The following is a 17,245-nucleotide window of genomic DNA, read 5'->3' as shown; positions in this document are numbered from 1 at the left end:
GGCCTTTACTACAAGGCGTTTGTTGCGCGCAGCACGACGCTTTCCGCTTACGTAACGCACAGGTGTGAACAGAATGAACACAACCGGCCCCGCGCCCGCCCGCCGCCTAGAATCGCTGGTACCGATGGCCGTGTTCTCCCGACGCCCTGACCTGCAGGGCCGCCTCGTGCGGCTGCACCTGCTGGTGCTGTGCGCCATGACGCTGCTGCTGGTCGCCGTGCAGACCGCGCAACTGTACGGCGAGGCCCGCGAACGCCTGGGGGAACGCGCCCTGACGGCCAGCCGCATCGTGTCGCGCCTGCCGGACGTGATCGTCGGAGCGACCCGCGCCGCGCCGGACGCCGCCCTGAACGCCCGCGTGAACGCTCTGCGTGCCGAGGCCGAAGCGGACTTCATCGTGGTCGGGGACCGGCGGGGCGTGCGGCTGGCGCACCCGCTGCCCGAGCGGCTGGGCAAACCCATGGAAGGCGGCGACAACGCCCTGCCGCTGGCCGGGCAGGAGGTCGTCAGCGTGGCGCGCGGCAGCCTGGGCCTGAGCGTGCGCGGCAAGGTGCCCGTCTGGGCGGGCGGCGTGCGCGGCGGGCGCGTGGTGGGCGTGGTCAGCACCGGGTACCTGATGCCGCAGGTGTGGCACCTGGTACTGGGCGCGCTCGTCAGCCTGCTGCCCTGGTTTGTGCTGGCGCTGGCGTTGGGCACCCTGGGGGCCGTGTGGGCCGCCCGGCGCCTGCGGGCCGAGATCCTGAACCTGGAACCCGAACAGATCGCTGCGCTGGTCAGCGAGCAGCGGGCCGTGCTGGCCGCGCTGCGCGAGGGCGTGCTGGCCGTGAACGCCGCCGGTCAGGTCACGCTCAGCAGCGACCGCGCCGTCAGCATGCTGGGCCGACCGGACCACGCCCCGCTGGCGCAGCTGTGGCCGGAACTGGCCCGCGTGACCGACCCCGCCGCGCCGGGCCGCCACCAGAACCTCGAACTGACCCTGCGCGGGCAGCCGGTCCTCGTGAACCTCGAACCGCTGGACGCCGGTGGGTTCGTGGCCGGTTTCCGAGACCGGGCCGAGGCGCTGGCCCTGGCCGAGGAACTCACGCACGCACGCGGTTTCGTGGACGTGCTGCGCGCCCAGACGCACGAGTACCAGAACCGCCTGCACGTCCTGTCCGGCCTGCTGCAACTGGGCCGCAGTGAGGAGGCCCTGCGCGTCCTGAACGCCGAGATTCACGCCGACTCTCAGTTCCGGCAACTGCTGCACGACGTGCAGGTGCCCCGGCTGGTGGCCCTGCTGGCCGGGAAACGCGAGCGGGCGCAGGAACTCGGCATCGACTTTCAGGTGGCCGAGGGCAGCAGCCTCGGCCCCATCTGGGAACGGCACGCCGACACGCTGGTCAGCGCCGTGGGCAACCTGACCGGCAACGCCTTCGAGGCCCTGGGCGGCCAGCCCGGACAGGTCACGGTCCTGATCGGAGAGGACCCGGAAGGCATGCAGATCGAGGTCGAGGACAGCGGCCCCGGCGTGCCCGCCTACCTGGGCACCCGCCTGTTCGAGCGCGGCGTGAGCAGCAAGGGCGAGGGCCGCGGCTACGGCCTGCACGGCGTGACGGTGCGCCTGCACGCCCTGGGCGGCGAACTGCGCCACACCCGCCGGGACGGGCGGACCGTGTTCCTGCTGAGCCTGCCGCTGCCCACCCCGCTGCGCCCCACCCCGCTGCACCCCGGCCTGCCGGCTCCTGGCGCGCTGCGGTCCGGCCCGCCCACCGACGACCCCCCCGACCCCGCCCCGTATGCTGCCGGAGATCACCCATGAACCCAGCCGCCGCGCCCGCCCCCACCCGAGTCCTGCTGGTCGAGGACGACCTGCGCGTCGCCCGCGTGAACCGCGACCTGCTGGAACGCGACCCGGACGTGCACGTCGTCGGCAGCGCCGCCACCTGCGCCCAGGCCGACGCCCTGGCCCGCGCCCTGACCCCCGACCTGATCCTGCTGGACGTGCACCTGCCCGACGGCAGCGGCCTGGGCCTGCTGCGCCACTGGCGCGCCCAGGGCCTGACCACCGACGTGGCCCTGATCACCGCCGCCGACGACGAGGCCAGCGTGCGCCTCGCCCTCGCGCACGGCGCGTTCGACTACCTGATCAAACCGTTTACCGGCGCGCGCCTGAACGACCTGCTGGCCCGCCACCGCGCCCGCCACCACGCCGAGGCGGGCCGCGTGGACCAGGGCCGCCTCGACCAGGGCCGCCTGGACCGCCTGCTGGGCCTCGGCCCGACCCTGCCCAGCCTGCCGCGCGGCATCGACCCGAACACCCTCGAACGCGTCGCGCAGGCCCTGCGGGACGCCCCGCACCCCGTCAGTGCCGAGGACATCGGCGAGCAGGTCAGCCTCAGCCGCGTCACCGCGTGGCGGTACCTCGAACACCTCGTGCGCAGCGGGGCGGCCCAGCTGGACCACCAGTACGGGCAGGCGGGCCGCCCCGCCAAGCTGTACCGCCGCAGCGACCGCCCCGCCGGGCAGCCCACCGACCAGCCCTGAACGGAGCAAATGGCATCTGCATGACCTACCGCTGCCGCAGGGCTTCTACACTGGGGGCCGAATGCGCGCTCCGCTTCTGCTCCTGCTTGTGCTGCTCACGGCGTGCGCCCCCCGGTTCACGCCGCAGGCCCCGCGCACCCCGCCCCTGAACCTGGCTGGTCCGCCGCCCGACGTGGTGATCCTGTCGGTCTCCGGCCGGTGCGGGCCGCCCTGTCAGGCCCCGCGTGACAACGTGGATTACCTGTCGGGGCGCGGCACGCTGGACGCCCTGGCCGGCGTGTTCACCGCGCGCGGCCTGAGCGTGCAGGCCAGCGGGTACGCCAGCCACCCGGCCGGGCAGTTCCGGTCCCCGTTCATCGGGGCCGACCAGCGCGGGTACGCCGCGTTGCAGGCCGACCTGACCGCCATCAAACCCTGGCTGCGCGGCCCCCACCCGCCCCGGCTGGTGCTGCTGGGACACTCGCAGGGGGCGGTGTGGCTGCACCACCTGACCCGCGTGAACCCGGACGTGACCTTCGACGTGCAGATCGACCTGGACGCCATCTGCGTCGGCTGGCGCGGCGATTTCCAGGCGCTGCTGCGCGGCCACGACCAGACGCCCAGCCTGCTGGAAGCCTGCGACCTGATCCAGGTGAACGGCGCGCGCCGCAACATCAAGGACGTGGTGTGGCCCAACGTGACCGTCAACCTGGAAGTGCAGAGCAAACGCTACCCGGCCCGCAGCGCCAGCGGCGGCCTGCCCGTCAACTACCTGTTCGACCTGAGCGTCAACACCCGCCTGGACGGCACCCGCCAGGGCCTGCAGCTGTTCGTGTCGTCCCGCGAGGACCACAGCGCCGTCACCACACCGCGCAGCGACGCGTTCGCGTGGGTGAGCGCCCGCCTCACGCAGGTCGTGCAGGTCTGGACGCCCGCCCAGCCATCCCGGTCTACCCAGCCATCCCGGCCCGCCCAGCCGCTCGCGCAACCCTGACCTCGCCCCGTTCCAGCGCGTCCCGGACCCTTCTTCAGCCGCCCCTTTTTCAGGGAGTGCTGCAGTCGGCCAGCCACGCGGCGGCCTCGTGGGCCGGCAGCAGGCGGGCGCCCCGGTCGGGCGGGAACCAGTTCAGGAGTGCCTGCACGGCCGCGCCGTCCAGCGGTGCATCCGGCGCGGTGGGGCGCGCGTCGAAGATGACCTTGTGATCCCCGTCATGCAGGTGCAGCAGCCCTGCCGGGGCCAGCGTGCGGCGCGTGCCGACCGGCAGGGGCCCGCCCAGCCACACGGCGTCCACCTCGGCGTCGTCGGCGGGATTCCAGGTGCCGGGCACGCAGCCGTAATTGACGGGCGCGTCCCACGCCTCGGTCCGCAGCGGTTTGAGCTGCCCGGCCTGCCAGATGAACCGCTCGCGGGTGCCGGCCGTCCACTCGACCACGCCGTCCCAGGTGCGCGGCTGCGGCCCGCCCGCTGGCGTCACGGCTGCACCTCGTACAGTTCGACCTGCCGCAGCACCGTCCCGCCGAACGACAGGACCGCGCGGTACGTGCCGGGCTGGGCGGCCATCCACGTGAAGGCGGCGCGGCGCTGCGCCCCGTCCAGGTACACGCTGTCGGTGCCCAGCAGCCGGCCGCCGTCGAACCAGCGGACGGTCAGGAAGCCCGGCTCGAAACGGCCGTCCACCTGCGCCGAGAGCTTCAGGGTCTCGCCCTGCCGTTCCAGCGTGGCGCTCGTGAGGCGCACGGGCAGGTCCACGTTTACCTGCGCGGGAATCAGCGGCACGAACGTGTAACGGCAGCCGCCCAGCAGCGGCGCGCACGCCAGGGCAATGAGAAGCAGGGCGGAGCGGGACATGCGCCCAATCTACCGCCCCGCCGCGTTCTTTCAGGCGGCGCTCACTTCAGGCGGCGCTCCTCGATGAAGCGGATGACCTGCGCGCGCGTGTCGCCCAGGAACGTCAGGGGCCGGGACATGGCCGCGATGATCGTGATGTGCCCCACGCGCGGCAGCACCTTGAGTTCCACCGGCACGCCCGCCGCGCGCAGGGCGCGTTCCATGTTCACGCCGTTGTACGCCTCGACCGTGTCGTCGTTCTGCGCGACCAGCAGCAGGTGCGGGGGCGCGTCGGCGCGCACGTGGCGGTCGGGCATGACCTCGTCGGGCGTGGCGCCTTTCGGGAAGGCCACGGCCGACTGGAAGGTACGGAAATCGAAGGAGTACGGCCCGGCCACGCCGATCACGCCCCGGATACTCCCCACGGGCACGTTCACCTCGGCCAGCCAGCGGGCGTTGTCGACCATCTCGGTGGCGTTGAATCCCCCGGCCGAGTGGCCCATCACGAACAGGTTGTCGGGGTTGCCGCCGAAGGTCTTGGCGTCGGCGCGCAGCACCTTCAGGGCCTGCGCGGCGTCCTGCACGTACGACGGGTACACGTTCTGCGGCGCGAGGCGGTAACTCATGACGCCCGCCACGTACCCGGCGCGCGCCAGGGACTCCCCGACGAACTTGTGGCCGTCCTTGTCGCCGTTCTGCCAGGAGCCGCCGTGGATGAACAGCACGACCGGCGCGCCCTGCGCGTTCTGCGGCGCGTAGATGTCCATGACGTTGCGGGCGTCCGGGCCGTACGACACGTCGCGTTTCACGGTCAGGCCGCCGGTGCTGGTCACGTTGTTCAGGAAGCCCTGCGCGCCGTCACGCGAGCAGGCGGCCAGGGACAGGCCCAGGGCCAGCGCGCCTGCCCCGAGCAGCAGGCGTCGGGCAGCGGGGCGGCGGGAGGAGTGGTCAGGAGTGCTCATGCGCGCAGGCTAGAGTGCCGCCCGCACGGGCCGCTGCGTGCCGCAGCACACTCGGCCCTTAGAGGCCCTTGATGCTTTCGCCGCCCCCCGGCTCCTGTGGCCCGGCCGGTGCGGGGGGGTGCGGGCGCACACTCGCGCCGGGCCGGGCCGCGCTAGCCTGCGGGCCAGATGACCGCCGACGCTTCCCCCCCCACGGGCCTGTCCGGACCGCCGACGGACGCCCTGATCGTCGGCGCCGGCCCCGCCGGACTGGCCCTGGCCGCCGAACTGAGCGCGCGCGGCCTGAGCGTCCGCGTGACCGACCCCGCCCCGCACGCCCCGTTCCCGGCCACGTACGGCGCGTGGCGGGACGACCTGCCCGGCTGGGCGCAGGACTGCGCGGCGCACACCTGGGCGGACGTGCGCGTGTATACCGGACCGCAGCCCACGCCGCTGCTGCGCCCGTACACGTTGCTGGACAACGCGGGCCTGCGCGCCGCGCTGCTCGGCCGGGCCGGGCGGGGACTGACCCTCACGGCCGCGCGGGTGTGCGGGGCCACACGCACGGCGGGCGGCTGGACGGTGCAGGGCACGCAGGATGGGCAGCCCGCCCGCTGGGAGGCCCGCGTGGTCATTGACGCCAGCGGTCACCAGCCCGCGCTGCTGCGGCACCCGGACCGCCACCCGGACGGCGCGGCCCTGCAGACGGCGTACGGGATCGTGGCGACCTTCGACCGGCCACCCAGCGCGCCCGGCGCGGTCGTGTGGATGGACTACCGCACGCCACACGGGGACCCGCCCGCTGACCTGCGCGGCGGCGCGACGTTCCTGTACGCCATGCACCTGGGCGGCGACCGGTACTTCGTGGAGGAAACCAGCCTGATCGCCCGGCCCGCCCCCACCCGCCAGGACCTGGAAGCCCGCCTGCACGCCCGCCTGCACGCCCAGGGCACCCCGCCGCGCGAGATCATCAGCGACGAGTGGGTGTCCTTCCCCATGAACACCGCCCCCCCCGCAGCCGGGGAGGGGAGCGTGCTGGCCTTCGGGGCGGCCGCCGGACTGGTCCACCCGATCAGCGGCTTTCAGGTGAGCGGCGCGCTGCGGGACGCCCCGGCCGTGGCAGACGCAATTGCCGGGGCTCTGCGGGATGGCGGCGACCCGGTGCAGGCCGGCTGGGACGCCCTGTGGCCCCCGGAACGCCGCGCCGCCCGCGCCGTGCACCTGCTGGGCGTGCAGGCCCTGCTGAACCTGCCGCCGCGCGCCCTGCCCGCCTTCTTCGCGGCGTTCTTCGCGCTGCCGCCCGCGCGCTGGCACGCCTTCCTGGACCCGCGCACCCCGCCCGGCCCGCTGGCGCGCACCATGCTGCGGCTGTTCGCGCACGCGCCCGCCCACGTGCGCCTTCCGCTGGCCCGCGCGGCCCTGCGGCACGCCGGGACCAGCCTGCACGCCCTGAACGCCGCCGCGCGCCCCTGAAGGCCACCTGTTCGCCGGGCGCGCGTACACTGACCGCATGAGCCTTCTGGACATGATCGGCCCGGTGATGATCGGCCCCAGCAGCAGCCACACGGCGGGCGCCTGCCGTCTGGGACTGGTCGCGCACCACCTGCTGGGCGAGGAGGCCCGCAGCGCGGTCATCGACCTGCACGCCTCCTTCGCCAAGACCGGGCGCGGGCACGGCACGCACCTCGCGCTGATTGCCGGACTGCTGGGCATGCGGCCCGACGACCAGCGCCTCCCTCACGCCTTCGAGGAGGCGCAGGCGGCCGGACTGACCTTCGAATTCCGGGACGCGGACCTGGGTGACGTGCACCCGAACACCGCCCGCATCGCCGTGAAGGGCGACACGCAGGCCGTCACGGTGCAGGGCAGCAGCACGGGCGGCGGCGTGATTCAGGTCGCGCAGGTGCAGGGCCTCGGCGTGAACTTCAGCGCCGCCAGTCCCACCGCGCTGCTGCGCTACTCGGACGCGGTCGGCATGATCGCCCGCATCGCCAGTACCATCGCCGCCGACGGCGTGAACATCGCCACCCTGACCTGCACCCGCGACACGCGCGGCGGGCAGGCGCTGCTGGCCATCGAACTCGATCAGGCCCTGAGCCCCGAGGCGCTGGCGTTCCTGAACCGCTGGCCTGACGTGAACTGGGTGCGGATGCTGCCCAAACTGATGGACGGCTAGCGCCTGAAGGTTGCGGGAGTGTGACGTTTCTGTGGTGCGTCCCTGCCTAGTGTGTGGGCAGAGTCCGCGCTGGCAGGAGGTTCCCCCGTGACGCAATCAGGCCCCCCCGTTCCACCCCCTTCCGGCACGCTGCTGGAGCAGTTGCAGGCGCTGGAAGCCGGGATGTACCACACGCCGGAACGCTCCCAGGACCAGATCGCGGCCCTGCTGCGCCGCGCGGAGGCGCAGGGCGACCGGGCGGCGTGCGCGCAGGCGCACCTGCTGCTGGCCGGGTGCGCGCTGTACACTGGGGACCTGCCGGAGGTGCTGGTGCAGATCGGCCACTGCCTGCCGCTGGCGCGTGAACTGGGCGACCGCCAGACCGAGGCCCGCGCCCTGAACGGCCTGGGCCTCGGTCACGACCGCCTCGGGCAGTACGACCGCGCGCTCGAGGCATTCCTGCACAGCCTGCGCATCACGCAGGACACCGGGGACCGCATGGGCAGCTTCCGGGCGCTGAACAACCTCGCGAGCCTGTACAGCGACACCGGCAACATCACGCAGGCGCTGTCGTTCCACCAGCAGGCCCTCCAGATCGCCGAGGCGCTCCAGTCCCCGGTGATGCTGGCGTCCTCCATGACGCACCTGATCACCATTCAGGACCAGATGCACGCCAGTGCCGAGGTGCTGACCCTGGCCGCCGCGCACCTGAACGTGATCCGCGAGTCCGGACCGCCCCGCTGGACGTCCACCGTGCAGGAATGCGTGAGCCGCGCCCTGCTGCGCCAGGACCGGCCCGAGGAGGCGCTGCGCGTGGCGCTGGACGACCTGAACGCCAACCGCGCCCGGCAGGACCTGGAAGCAGTGTGCCGTCAGGGCGTCACGGCCGCGCGCGCCCTGCTGCGCCTGAACCGCCTGGACGAGGCCGAGCCGCTGCTGCGCGAGAGCCTGCGCATCAGCCGCGAGGCCCGCACCCGGCCGCAGGAGGCGCTGGCCCTGCAGGCCCTGGCCGACCTGCTCGAGCAGCAGGGCCGCCACGAACAGGCCCTCAGAACCGCCCGCGAGCACTTCGACCTGGAACGCCAGATGCACGCCCGCGAGGTCGACGCCCGCTCGCAACTCCTGACCGCCGAGATCCGCCTGGAACTGCTGAACCGAGAGGCGGAAATCGAGCGGCTGCGCAACGTGGAACTCGCGCAGGCGAACCGCGCCCTTCAGGAGACGCAGCAGGTGCTGCTGCACCGCGCCACGCACGACCCCCTGACCGGCGTCGCCAACCGCGCGCACTTTCATCAGGTGACGCACGACACGCTGGGCAGCCTGGAAGCCGGGCAGCAGGCTGCGCTGATCTTCATCGACCTGGACCGCTTCAAGCAGGTGAACGACACGCTCGGGCACCCCGCCGGGGACAACCTGCTGCAACAGGTGGCCCGCCGCCTCGGGGAGGCCGTGCGCAGCACCGACCTCGTGGGCCGCATGGGCGGCGACGAGTTCACGGTGCTGCTGAGCCGCGTGGCCGCCCGCGAGGACGTGACGCTGGTCGCCCAGAAACTCGCGGACGCCCTGGCGCGCCCGTTCACGCTGGGTGGGCAGCGCGTGAACATCACGGCGTCCGTGGGGTGCGCCGTGGCCCCCGCCGACGGCACGGACGCCGGGGCGCTGCAACAGCACGCCGACCTCGCCATGTACCGCGTCAAGCGCAGCGGCGGCAATCAGGTGCTGCACTTCGAGGCGCAGATGGGCGAACCCGGCGAGCGGCAACAGCTGGAACGTGACCTGCGCGGCGCCTGCGAACGCGGCGAGATGCGCCTGCACTACCAGGGTCGGCACGACCTGTGCGGCCTGCGGCTGGCGGGGTTCGAGGCGCTGGTCCGCTGGGAGCACCCCACGCGCGGCCTCGTGCCGCCCGGTCAGTTCATTCCGCTGGCCGAGGACAGCCGCGCCATCCTGAACATCGGGGAGTGGGTGCTGCGCGGGGCGTGCGCGCAGGCCGTCCGCTGGGGCTTCGAGCGGCGCGGGCTGTTCATGTCCGTGAACGTCAGCCCCCTGCAATTCGAGTTGCCGGACTTCGTGCAGACCGTCCGCAGCGCGCTGGAGCAGACGGGCCTGAGTGCCCGGCACCTGATCCTGGAAGTCACGGAGAGTCTGGTCATGCACGACTTGGAACGCGCGCAGACGCACGTGCGGGACCTCAAGGCGCTGGGCGTGCAGATCGCCATCGACGATTTCGGCACCGGGTACAGCAGCCTCAGCATGTTGCAGGCGCTGCCGTTCGATCAGTTGAAGATCGACCGGTCGTTCACGAACGCCCTGACCGGCCCGCGCGGGCCGCGCGTCACGGCCCTGATGACCGCCATGATTCAGCTGGCGCAGACGCTGGACATGACCGTGACCGTCGAGGGCATCGAAACCGAGGAGCAGCGCCGGATCCTGGCCGGGCTGGGCTGCGACCACGCACAGGGATTCCTGCTGTCGCGCCCACTGCCGCCCACGCAGGCCGCAGAACTCATTCCGGACGCCACCCCAGCTCCCAGCTGACCGCGTCCGCCGCGTCCCGCAGCGAGCGCAGCGGCGCGTCCCGCCCGCGCAGGCGTGGCGTGGGCAGACTGATGCCCAGCGCGGCCAGCACCCGCCCGCCCGCCTCCCGCACCGGCACGGCGAGACTGGCGGTGCCGTCCGCCCACTCGTCCGCCGTGACCGCGTACCCGTCCCGGCCGATCGCGGCCGCCTGCACTGCCCACGCCTGCCCGTCCGTGACCGTGTGCGCCGTGAACGGCCGTGCCTCCGCTGGCAGGGGCCGCCCGGCCAGCGCCAGCAGCAGTTTCCCGCTGGCGGTCGCGTGGGCGGGCAGCTCGAAATCCAGTTCGCCCGCCACGGGTGGTCCGTCCCGGCCCTGCACGCTGCGCGCCACGCACAGCACCCGGTCCTCGCCGTCCAGCACGCACAGGAACGCCAGACAGTGCGTGCCGCGCGCCACGCGCTCCATCGCCGCGTGCGCCGGGGCGTACCACGGCAGGCTGCCGTACAGAGCGCTCGACAGTTTCAGCAGCCGCCACCCCAGCCGGTAGCGGCCGCGCCCCACCCGCACCAGCAGCCCCGTCTCGCACAGCGCCAGCAGTTGCTCGTGCAGGGTGCTGGTCGGCACACCCAGCTGCCACGACAGGTCCGACAGGCGCCACTCGGTGTGATCCGCGTCAAAGGCAGTCAGGACATCCACCGCGCCGGATAGCAGGGAAGGGGAGGCCATGCGCGCAGTCTGCCACGTTTCCGGTCACACCGGAAAGGCCGGGCATGTGGGGTTCACAGCGCCAGTCCCGAGATCACCTCCGCCGCGCGCGCCACCCCGTCCTCCGCCCGGATGCGGGCGCCCAGGGCCGCCGCCCGGTCCTTCATGCCGGGATCGGTCACGGCGCGCGTCAGGGCCTCCGCCAGCGTCCGCTCGTTCAGGGCGCGGCGGGGCACCGGGGCAGGCCCCACGCCCAGCCTCTGCACACGGTCGCCCCAGAACGGCTGATCCCCGAAGAACGGCACGATCACGTTCGGCACGCCCGCCGCGAGGCCCGCCGCCGTCGTGCCCGCCCCGCCGTGATGCACCACGGCCGCCACGCGCGGGAACAGCCAGTCGTGCGGGACGCTGTCCGTCACGAACACCGAGTCCGGCACGTCTGCGGCGCTCAGGCCGCCCCAGCCGCTCAGGAGCACCGCCCGCTGCCCGCTGCGCTCCAGCGCCCGCACCACCTCGCGGGTGGTCGCCTGTGGGTCCGGGGTGGTCATGCTCCCGAACCCGATGGATACGGGGGGAGGGCCAGAATTCAGGAACGCTTCCAGCGCGGGCGGCGGCGTCCAGGCCTCCTGCGGGAGGAACCAGTAGCCGGTCAGGTGCTGTGCCACGTCCCAGTCGGCGGGGCGGGGCAGCACCGCCGGACTGATGCCGTGCAGGGTCGGCCGGGGACGCAGTGGGCGCGGGCCGGACCAGGGCGCGGGGGAGAGGCCCAGCACCTCGCGCCGCGCGCGCGTGTCGGCCGAGCGGAACATCTGCCACATCACCTGCCGCGTCAGGACGTGCGACAGGCGGTTCGCCCAGCCGCCCAGCCGCGCGGTGGCCGGCGGGAAGATCGCGCCCGGAAACGCCCGCGTGGGATGGAACGGCACCACATGAGCCTCCACGAGCGGCACGCGCAGCTTCTCCGAGAGGGCCTGCGCGACGTTCATCCCCCCGATGCCCGCCACGAGCAGGTCGGCGTCCCGCGCGGCCACGAGGCCGTCCTCGGCCCACAGCAGCGCCCCCTGCTGCGTGGCGCGCGCGGACACCCGGTTGATCGCCAGCATGTTCCCGCCCGCCAGCGCGGCGCGCATCTCGGGGCTGTTCACGACCTCCTGCACGTCCCCGCGCATCGGGGCGAACTCCAGACCCGCGCCCGTCACGAGCGCGCGGAACGCCTCGTGCGAGGCGAGCCGCACCGCGTGCCCCGCCCGGCGCAGCCCCAGCCCCAGCGCCACGTACGGCTGCACGTCCCCGCGCGACCCCAGCGCGATCAGCGTGACCCTCATGCCCGCTCCGCCGGCACCAGGGCCAGCAGCACGTCGGCCACGCGCGCCGCCGTCACCTGCGGATCGGGGAGAGGGTCGCCCGACAGCGCGCCCTGCACGCAGTGACCCAGCACCAGCGTCAGGCCGGTGCGCAGCAGCTCGCCGGTGTCCACGCCACGCAACTCGGGCCGTGCCGCGAGCGCCTGCGCGCCCAGGTCCGCCGTCCCGGTCAGGCCCTCGGCGAACGCGCGGCCCAGGTCGCGGCGGATCAGGCCCTCGGACAGGATCACGCGCAGCAGCCCCGCCTCGTCCTGCGCCAGCGCCGCCAGTGGCGCGGCCAGGAACGCCCGCAGGAAGTCCCGCAGGTTCAGGGCCGCCAGCGCCGCCGGATCGAGCGAGTCGCGCGCCTGCTCGCCCAGGGCGCCGAACAGGCCCAGCAGCAGGTCGTCCTTGCTGCGGAAGTGGTGGTAGAGGGTGCCCTCGGCCAGTCCCGCCTGTCGGGCTACGGCGCGCATGGTCGTGCGGTGGAAGCCGTCCTGCGCGAAGCAGGTCTGCGCCGCGCGGAGGATCGTCGCCCGCCGCTGGGGATCGTCTGCCGGGCGGGGCGAGGTGCGCTTGACCCGACCATCCTTTTCCGAGTGAGTGCTCATTCATTCATGATGCCGAATAACAGGCTGGGATGCAAGGGAGGGAAGCGTCTTTCCGGGCAGACCGGAAAAGGCGATTGCGGGAGGCGGATGGCGGATGGAAGATGGCAAAACACAACAGAAGTGACGGATTTCGCGCCCCGAACGGAACTTCACGCCTCACCCACCCCATCGCCCTGCCTGCCGGAGGACCTCCCATGACCCAGCCCACTACCGAATCCGCCCCCGTCGTGCGCGCCCCGCGCGGCCCGAACAGGACCGCTAAAGGTTGGGTGCAGGAAGCCGCCAAGCGCATGCTGATGAACAACCTCGACCCAGAAGTCGCCGAGCACCCGGACGCCCTCGTCGTGTACGGCGGGCGCGGCAAGGCGGCCCGCAACTGGGACGCGTACCACAAGATCGTGGAGACGCTCGACCGACTGGAAAACGACGAGACGCTGCTGATCCAGTCCGGCAAGCCCGTCGCCGTCCTGAAAACGCACGAGTGGGCGCCGCGCGTGCTGCTCGCCAACAGCAACCTCGTGCCGCACTGGGCGAACTGGGAGACCTTCGACAAGCTCGATCAGGCGGGCCTGATGATGTACGGCCAGATGACTGCCGGAAGCTGGATCTACATCGGCACGCAGGGCATCCTCCAGGGCACCTACGAGACGTTCGCCAGCGCCGCCATCAAGCACTTCGGCGGCAGCCTGAAAGGCACCATTACCGTCACGGCCGGACTGGGCGGCATGGGCGGCGCGCAACCGCTAGCCGTGAAACTCGCCGGGGGCGTCAGCATCACCATCGAGATCGATCCCACCCGCATCCAGAAACGCCTCGACACCCGCTACCTCGACGAGGTCGCCACGAGCCTTGAGGACGCCATCGCCCGCGCGGAAAAATACAAGGCCGAGGGGGTCGCCCGGTCCATCGGTGTGCAGGGCAACGCCGCCGACCTCGTCCCGCAGCTCGTGACGATGAACTGGACGCCGGACCTCGTTACTGACCAGACCAGCGCGCACGATCCCATGTGGGGCTACCTGCCCGTCCTCGCGCCCGACGAGGACGCCGACAAACTCCGCACAGACCACGCCGACGAGTACCGCCAGCGCGCGTACGACGCGATGGCCGCGCACGTCCGCGCCATCCTCGAACTCCAGCGGCGTGGCGCGGTCGCCTTCGACTACGGGAATAACCTCCGCCACCGCGCGCAGGAAGCCGGCGTGACGGACGCCTTCGACTACCCCGGCTTCGTGCCCGCCTTCATCCGCGACAGCTTCTGCGAAGGGCGCGGCCCCTTCCGCTGGGTGGCCCTCAGCGGCGACCCCGAGGACATCCGCGCCACCGACCGGGCGCTGCTGGAACTCTTCCCGCACGACGAACGCCTGCAATCCTGGCTCACGTACGCCGCCGACCAGATCGCCTTCCAGGGCCTCCCCGCGCGCATCTGCTGGCTCGGGTATAAGGAACGCGACCGCGCCGCGCTGCTGTTCAACGAGATGGTCGCCGACGGCCGCCTGAAAGCCCCCATCGTCATCGGCCGCGACCACCTTGACGCCGGAAGCGTCGCCAGCCCCTACCGCGAGACGGAAGCCATGCTCGACGGCAGCGACGCCGTGAGTGACTGGCCCCTCCTGAACTTCGGCCTCGGCATCGCCTCCGGCGCCAGCTGGATGAGCTTCCACCACGGCGGCGGCGTCGGCCTGGGCTTTTCACAGCACAGCGGCCTCGTCATCGTCGCCGACGGCACCGAGGAAGCCGCCCGGAAACTCAGCCGTGCGCTGACCAACGACCCCGGCATGGGCGTCATCCGCCACGCCGACGCCGGCTACGACCACGCCCTGGATGTGGCCCGCGAGCGGGGCCTCGACCTCCCTAGCCTCGGCGTACAGTCCAGCAAATGAACCGTCGCGCCTCCAGCTCAGGCCTGTTCCGGCGAGCCGTTGCCACGACTCTGGCCCTCGGCGCGCTGGCCCACGCGCAGACCGACGCGCCCCCCACCCCGCCCACCTACCCGGTCACGCTGGTCGGCGGCCGGGTGGTGTCGGTCAGCGCGCCATCCCCGGAATGGGCAGATGTCGGCTGGATGACCTGGGAACTCGATCAGCGCCAGCCCAGCCTGGACGGTCGATTTCACGCCCTGCTGTTCCGGCAGTTCTCCAACAATCCCAAACACGACCCCATCGCCGTTCATCTGGTGAAACCGGACGGACGCGTCCTGCCCCTGAAGAACAGTGACGTGTTCGACGTGATCTGGATGCCAGACGGGCAGTACCTGCTGGGACGCGGCGGGAACACCCTGCGCCTGTGGAACACCAGCGGCGGCCTGCGCACCCGCGTTCTTGACGGTATGGATCGGCTGGACGTCATCCCGGGCATCGCGTGCGTGGCCACGCAGCCCCTCGTCACCGGAAGCGACGCGAACTCCTGGAAGGTGCAGCGCCTGCATGTCCCGTCCCTGCGACCGGCCGGGCAGTTCACCCTTCAGCGCGCGCCACAGGACGGACAGAGGTTCTGCCGATGACCCAGCTCACCCACCTTCCTTACGGCGGCATTCCCACCTTCGCCCGCGCACCTATCGTGCAGCCTGATGCTGACTGGACGGCGGACGTGGCCGTGCTCGGCATTCCCTTCGATATCGCGCTGGGCTTCCGCCCCGGCGCACGCTTCGCCCCGCGTGCCCTACGGGAGGCGAGCCTGCGGAGCGTGCCTCCCTTCACGGGGCTGGACGGCGTGACGAGGCTGGCGGGCGTGACCTTCGCGGATGCGGGGGACGTGGTGCTGCCCAGCCTGGAACCGGAACTGGCGCGGCAGCGGATCAGCGCGGCGGCGGAACTTGTGCGGGACCGCTGCAGTCTTCCCGTCTACCTGGGCGGGGATCACAGCGTCACGTACCCGATCCTGCGGGCCTTCGCGGGCGTGCCTGACCTGCATGTGGTGCAGCTGGATGCCCACCTGGACTTCACGGATACACGCAACGACACCCGCTACAGCAACAGCAGCCCCTTCCGCCGCGCGTGCGAGGAGATGGAGAATCTCGTGCACATCACGACCATTGGCCTGCGCGGTCTGCGCTTCGACCCAGAAGCAGTGGCAGCGGCGCGCGCCCGTGGGCACACCCTGATGCCCATGACGGACGTAGCGGGCGACCTGCCAGGCGTGCTGGCCCGCCTGCCACACGGGAAGAACGTGTACCTCAGCGTGGACGTGGACGCCTTCGACCCCAGCGTGATTCCCGGCACGAGCAGCCCCGAACCGGACGGCCTGACGTACGCGCAGGGCATGCAAATCCTGGCGGAAACCGCGCGGCACAACACCATCGTGGGCCTGGACGTGGTGGAACTCGCCCCGAACCTCGACCCGACCGGCCGCAGCGAACTCCTGATGGCGCGACTGATCATGGAGACGCTGTGCGCCGTGGACGAATTCGGCTCCGCGCAGCCAGGGTGGGCGCGATGACAGGCACGGAAACGCTGTTCACGAACATCAGCCAGCTCGTCACGCCAGGGGTGGGCATGCAGCGCGGCGCGGCCATGCGTGACCTGACCGTCATCCCTGACGCGGCGATACTCGTGTCCGGCGGCGTGATCCGCTGGGTCGGCCCGCGCGCCGGGGCTTCCGGCAATGTGCCAGAGCATGATCTGGGCGGCGTGGCCGTCGTGCCCGGCCTGATCGACCCGCACACGCACGCCGTCTGGGCCGGGGACCGCCTCGTGGACTTCGAGGCGCGCATTTCCGGCGTACCGTACGAGGAGATCCTCGCGCGGGGCGGCGGCATCCGCAGCTCCATGCGGGCGACCGGGGCGGCGGGCGTGGAGGAACTCGTGGCACTTGCCCGGCCCCGCCTGGAGGCGCTGCGCACGTCCGGCGCGACGACCGTCGAGGTCAAGAGCGGGTACGGCCTGGACTTCGACGCCGAACTGCGGATGCTCCGCGCTGTCCGCGCCCTTCAGGCTGAATTCCAGCTCGTGCCGACCCTCCTGATTCACGTGCCGCCCACCGGGGGCCGCGCGGAGTACGTGCAGGCGGTGTGCCATGACCTCATTCCCGGCGTGGCGCGCGAGGGTCTGGCCGCCGCAGTGGACGTGTTCACCGAGCGCGAGGCGTTCACGGTGGAGGAGAGCCGCGCCATCCTCCAGGCGGCGAAAGCACACGGGCTTCAGACGAAGCTGCACGCCGATCAGTTCCACGCCATCGGCGGCACAGAACTCGCCTGCGAACTCGGCGCGCTCAGCGTGGATCACCTGGAGGCCAGCGGCCCCTCGCAGATCGCCGCGCTGGCCGCGTCGAACACCGTGGCGACCATCCTGCCGGGCGTGACGCTGCACCTGGGTCTGCCCGCCGCGCCGGGCCGCGCCCTGATCGACGCGGGCGCGGCGGTCGCCGTGGGCACCGACCTGAACCCCGGCTCATCCCCCGTGTTCAGCGCGCAGCTCGCGCTGGCGCTCGCGGTGCGCCTGTGCCGCCTGACGCCCGCCGAGGCGCTGACCGCCTGCACCGTGAACGCCGCCGCCGCCCTTGGCCTGAGCGACCGGGGCACCCTCGCGCCCGGCCAGCGAGCCGACTTCCTCACCCTGCACAGCCCCGACTGGCGCGACCTGCCCTACACCCTCGGCGCAAACCCCGTGCGGCAGGTCTTCATCGGCGGGACTTCGGTCTGAGC

16 protein-coding genes are annotated in these 17,245 nt (G+C 72.4%); 10 read left to right on the top strand and 6 right to left on the bottom strand.

The genetic code is table 11. The annotated features are described in order from the left end of the window. Window positions 1-73: 73 nt before the first annotated feature. The 3 genes from M8445_RS14560 to M8445_RS14550 all read left to right on the top strand — a co-directional run bounded on the left by M8445_RS14560 (window position 74) and on the right by M8445_RS14550 (window position 3,496). Window positions 74-1,798: an ATP-binding protein gene (locus tag M8445_RS14560; protein ID WP_425557494.1), complete on the top strand. Its 1,725-nt coding sequence runs from the start codon at window positions 74-76 to the stop codon at window positions 1,796-1,798. Next, a complete protein-coding gene (locus tag M8445_RS14555; RefSeq protein ID WP_273988666.1) occupies window positions 1,795-2,523 on the top strand; it encodes a response regulator in 729 nt (242 codons plus the stop codon). The genes M8445_RS14560 and M8445_RS14555 overlap by 4 nt, the downstream gene beginning before the upstream one ends. A 61-nt stretch (window positions 2,524-2,584) precedes the next feature. Beyond that, window positions 2,585-3,496 carry an alpha/beta fold hydrolase gene (locus M8445_RS14550; protein WP_273988665.1) on the top strand — a complete coding sequence of 304 codons (912 nt, stop codon included), beginning with the start codon at window positions 2,585-2,587 and terminating at the stop codon, window positions 3,494-3,496. 49 nt (window positions 3,497-3,545) lie between these two features. Here M8445_RS14550 and M8445_RS14545 read toward each other — a convergent pair whose 3' ends face one another. The 3 genes from M8445_RS14545 to M8445_RS14535 are packed head-to-tail and all read right to left on the bottom strand — an operon-like array spanning window position 3,546 to window position 5,292. After that, a complete protein-coding gene (locus M8445_RS14545; RefSeq protein WP_273988663.1) occupies window positions 3,546-3,977 on the bottom strand; it encodes an inorganic pyrophosphatase in 432 nt (143 codons plus the stop codon). Beyond that, window positions 3,974-4,351: a hypothetical protein gene (locus M8445_RS14540; RefSeq protein ID WP_273988661.1), complete on the bottom strand. Its 378-nt coding sequence runs from the start codon at window positions 4,349-4,351 to the stop codon at window positions 3,974-3,976. The genes M8445_RS14545 and M8445_RS14540 overlap by 4 nt, the downstream gene beginning before the upstream one ends. A gap of 41 nt (window positions 4,352-4,392) precedes the next feature. Further along, complete coding sequence (locus M8445_RS14535) at window positions 4,393-5,292, bottom strand: alpha/beta hydrolase (RefSeq protein ID WP_273988660.1); 900 nt, start codon at window positions 5,290-5,292, stop codon at window positions 4,393-4,395. A gap of 168 nt (window positions 5,293-5,460) precedes the next feature. On the opposite strand from M8445_RS14535, the gene M8445_RS14530 reads away from it, so the two are divergent. The 3 genes from M8445_RS14530 (at window position 5,461) to M8445_RS14520 (ending at window position 9,964) form a co-directional block, all read left to right on the top strand. Next, entirely contained in the window at window positions 5,461-6,744 is a 1,284-nt protein-coding gene (locus tag M8445_RS14530) for a lycopene cyclase family protein (RefSeq protein ID WP_273988657.1), read from the top strand. Between the two features lie 37 nt (window positions 6,745-6,781). Beyond that, window positions 6,782-7,447: an L-serine ammonia-lyase, iron-sulfur-dependent subunit beta gene (gene sdaAB, locus M8445_RS14525; protein WP_273988656.1), complete on the top strand. Its 666-nt coding sequence runs from the start codon at window positions 6,782-6,784 to the stop codon at window positions 7,445-7,447. Window positions 7,448-7,534: 87 nt separating this feature from the next. Further along, entirely contained in the window at window positions 7,535-9,964 is a 2,430-nt protein-coding gene (locus M8445_RS14520) for an EAL domain-containing protein (RefSeq protein ID WP_273988654.1), read from the top strand. Here M8445_RS14520 and M8445_RS14515 read toward each other — a convergent pair. The 3 genes from M8445_RS14515 to M8445_RS14505 are packed head-to-tail and all read right to left on the bottom strand — an operon-like array spanning window position 9,933 to window position 12,606. Next, the gene (locus M8445_RS14515; protein WP_273988651.1) at window positions 9,933-10,673 is read right to left on the bottom strand and encodes an IclR family transcriptional regulator; all 741 of its coding nucleotides are present in this window, start codon (window positions 10,671-10,673) and stop codon (window positions 9,933-9,935) included. The two genes, M8445_RS14520 and M8445_RS14515, sit on opposite strands and share 32 nt — an antisense overlap. Window positions 10,674-10,726: 53 nt before the next feature. Next, window positions 10,727-11,977 (bottom strand): glycosyltransferase, encoded by a 1,251-nt coding sequence (locus tag M8445_RS14510; RefSeq protein WP_273988649.1) that lies wholly within the window; start codon window positions 11,975-11,977, stop codon window positions 10,727-10,729. Beyond that, window positions 11,974-12,606 (bottom strand): TetR/AcrR family transcriptional regulator, encoded by a 633-nt coding sequence (locus tag M8445_RS14505; protein ID WP_273988647.1) that lies wholly within the window; start codon window positions 12,604-12,606, stop codon window positions 11,974-11,976. Before M8445_RS14505 ends, M8445_RS14510 begins: the two co-directional genes overlap by 4 nt. A gap of 194 nt (window positions 12,607-12,800) precedes the next feature. On the opposite strand from M8445_RS14505, the gene hutU reads away from it, so the two are divergent. From hutU to hutI, 4 genes are read left to right on the top strand one after another with little or no spacing between them, the layout of a single operon-like run. Continuing rightward, window positions 12,801-14,486, top strand: coding sequence for a urocanate hydratase (hutU, locus tag M8445_RS14500; protein ID WP_273988645.1), 1,686 nt, complete (start codon window positions 12,801-12,803; stop codon window positions 14,484-14,486). After that, the gene (locus M8445_RS14495) at window positions 14,483-15,106 is read left to right on the top strand and encodes a hypothetical protein (protein ID WP_273988643.1); all 624 of its coding nucleotides are present in this window, start codon (window positions 14,483-14,485) and stop codon (window positions 15,104-15,106) included. Before hutU ends, M8445_RS14495 begins: the two co-directional genes overlap by 4 nt. Continuing rightward, window positions 15,103-16,041: an arginase family protein gene (locus M8445_RS14490; RefSeq protein WP_273988642.1), complete on the top strand. Its 939-nt coding sequence runs from the start codon at window positions 15,103-15,105 to the stop codon at window positions 16,039-16,041. Before M8445_RS14495 ends, M8445_RS14490 begins: the two co-directional genes overlap by 4 nt. Continuing rightward, window positions 16,038-17,243, top strand: a complete 1,206-nt coding sequence (gene hutI / locus M8445_RS14485; RefSeq protein WP_273988641.1) for an imidazolonepropionase — start codon at window positions 16,038-16,040, stop codon at window positions 17,241-17,243. Before M8445_RS14490 ends, hutI begins: the two co-directional genes overlap by 4 nt. Window positions 17,244-17,245: the final 2 nt, after the last annotated feature.

It is taken from the genome of Deinococcus aquaticus, from assembly GCF_028622095.1.
Classification (GTDB): domain Bacteria; phylum Deinococcota; class Deinococci; order Deinococcales; family Deinococcaceae; genus Deinococcus; species Deinococcus aquaticus.
Note: the sequence above shows the minus strand (reverse complement) of the source record. Positions and strands in the feature narration are given on the sequence as shown.

What these genes read in the sequence shown, in the direction of transcription:
- M8445_RS14530 (WP_273988657.1), top strand. Translation starts at nt 5,461, where the DNA reads ATGACCGCCGACGCTTCCCCCCCCACGGGCCTGTCCGGACCGCCGACG.
- M8445_RS14510 (WP_273988649.1), bottom strand. Translation starts at nt 11,977, where the DNA reads ATGAGGGTCACGCTGATCGCGCTGGGGTCGCGCGGGGACGTGCAGCCG.
- hutI (WP_273988641.1), top strand. Translation starts at nt 16,038, where the DNA reads ATGACAGGCACGGAAACGCTGTTCACGAACATCAGCCAGCTCGTCACG.
- M8445_RS14495 (WP_273988643.1), top strand. Translation starts at nt 14,483, where the DNA reads ATGAACCGTCGCGCCTCCAGCTCAGGCCTGTTCCGGCGAGCCGTTGCC.
- M8445_RS14555 (WP_273988666.1), top strand. Translation starts at nt 1,795, where the DNA reads ATGAACCCAGCCGCCGCGCCCGCCCCCACCCGAGTCCTGCTGGTCGAG.
- M8445_RS14540 (WP_273988661.1), bottom strand. Translation starts at nt 4,351, where the DNA reads ATGTCCCGCTCCGCCCTGCTTCTCATTGCCCTGGCGTGCGCGCCGCTG.
- M8445_RS14490 (WP_273988642.1), top strand. Translation starts at nt 15,103, where the DNA reads ATGACCCAGCTCACCCACCTTCCTTACGGCGGCATTCCCACCTTCGCC.
- M8445_RS14535 (WP_273988660.1), bottom strand. Translation starts at nt 5,292, where the DNA reads ATGAGCACTCCTGACCACTCCTCCCGCCGCCCCGCTGCCCGACGCCTG.
- M8445_RS14505 (WP_273988647.1), bottom strand. Translation starts at nt 12,606, where the DNA reads ATGAGCACTCACTCGGAAAAGGATGGTCGGGTCAAGCGCACCTCGCCC.
- M8445_RS14515 (WP_273988651.1), bottom strand. Translation starts at nt 10,673, where the DNA reads ATGGCCTCCCCTTCCCTGCTATCCGGCGCGGTGGATGTCCTGACTGCC.
- M8445_RS14560 (WP_425557494.1), top strand. Translation starts at nt 74, where the DNA reads ATGAACACAACCGGCCCCGCGCCCGCCCGCCGCCTAGAATCGCTGGTA.
- hutU (WP_273988645.1), top strand. Translation starts at nt 12,801, where the DNA reads ATGACCCAGCCCACTACCGAATCCGCCCCCGTCGTGCGCGCCCCGCGC.
- M8445_RS14550 (WP_273988665.1), top strand. Translation starts at nt 2,585, where the DNA reads ATGCGCGCTCCGCTTCTGCTCCTGCTTGTGCTGCTCACGGCGTGCGCC.
- sdaAB (WP_273988656.1), top strand. Translation starts at nt 6,782, where the DNA reads ATGAGCCTTCTGGACATGATCGGCCCGGTGATGATCGGCCCCAGCAGC.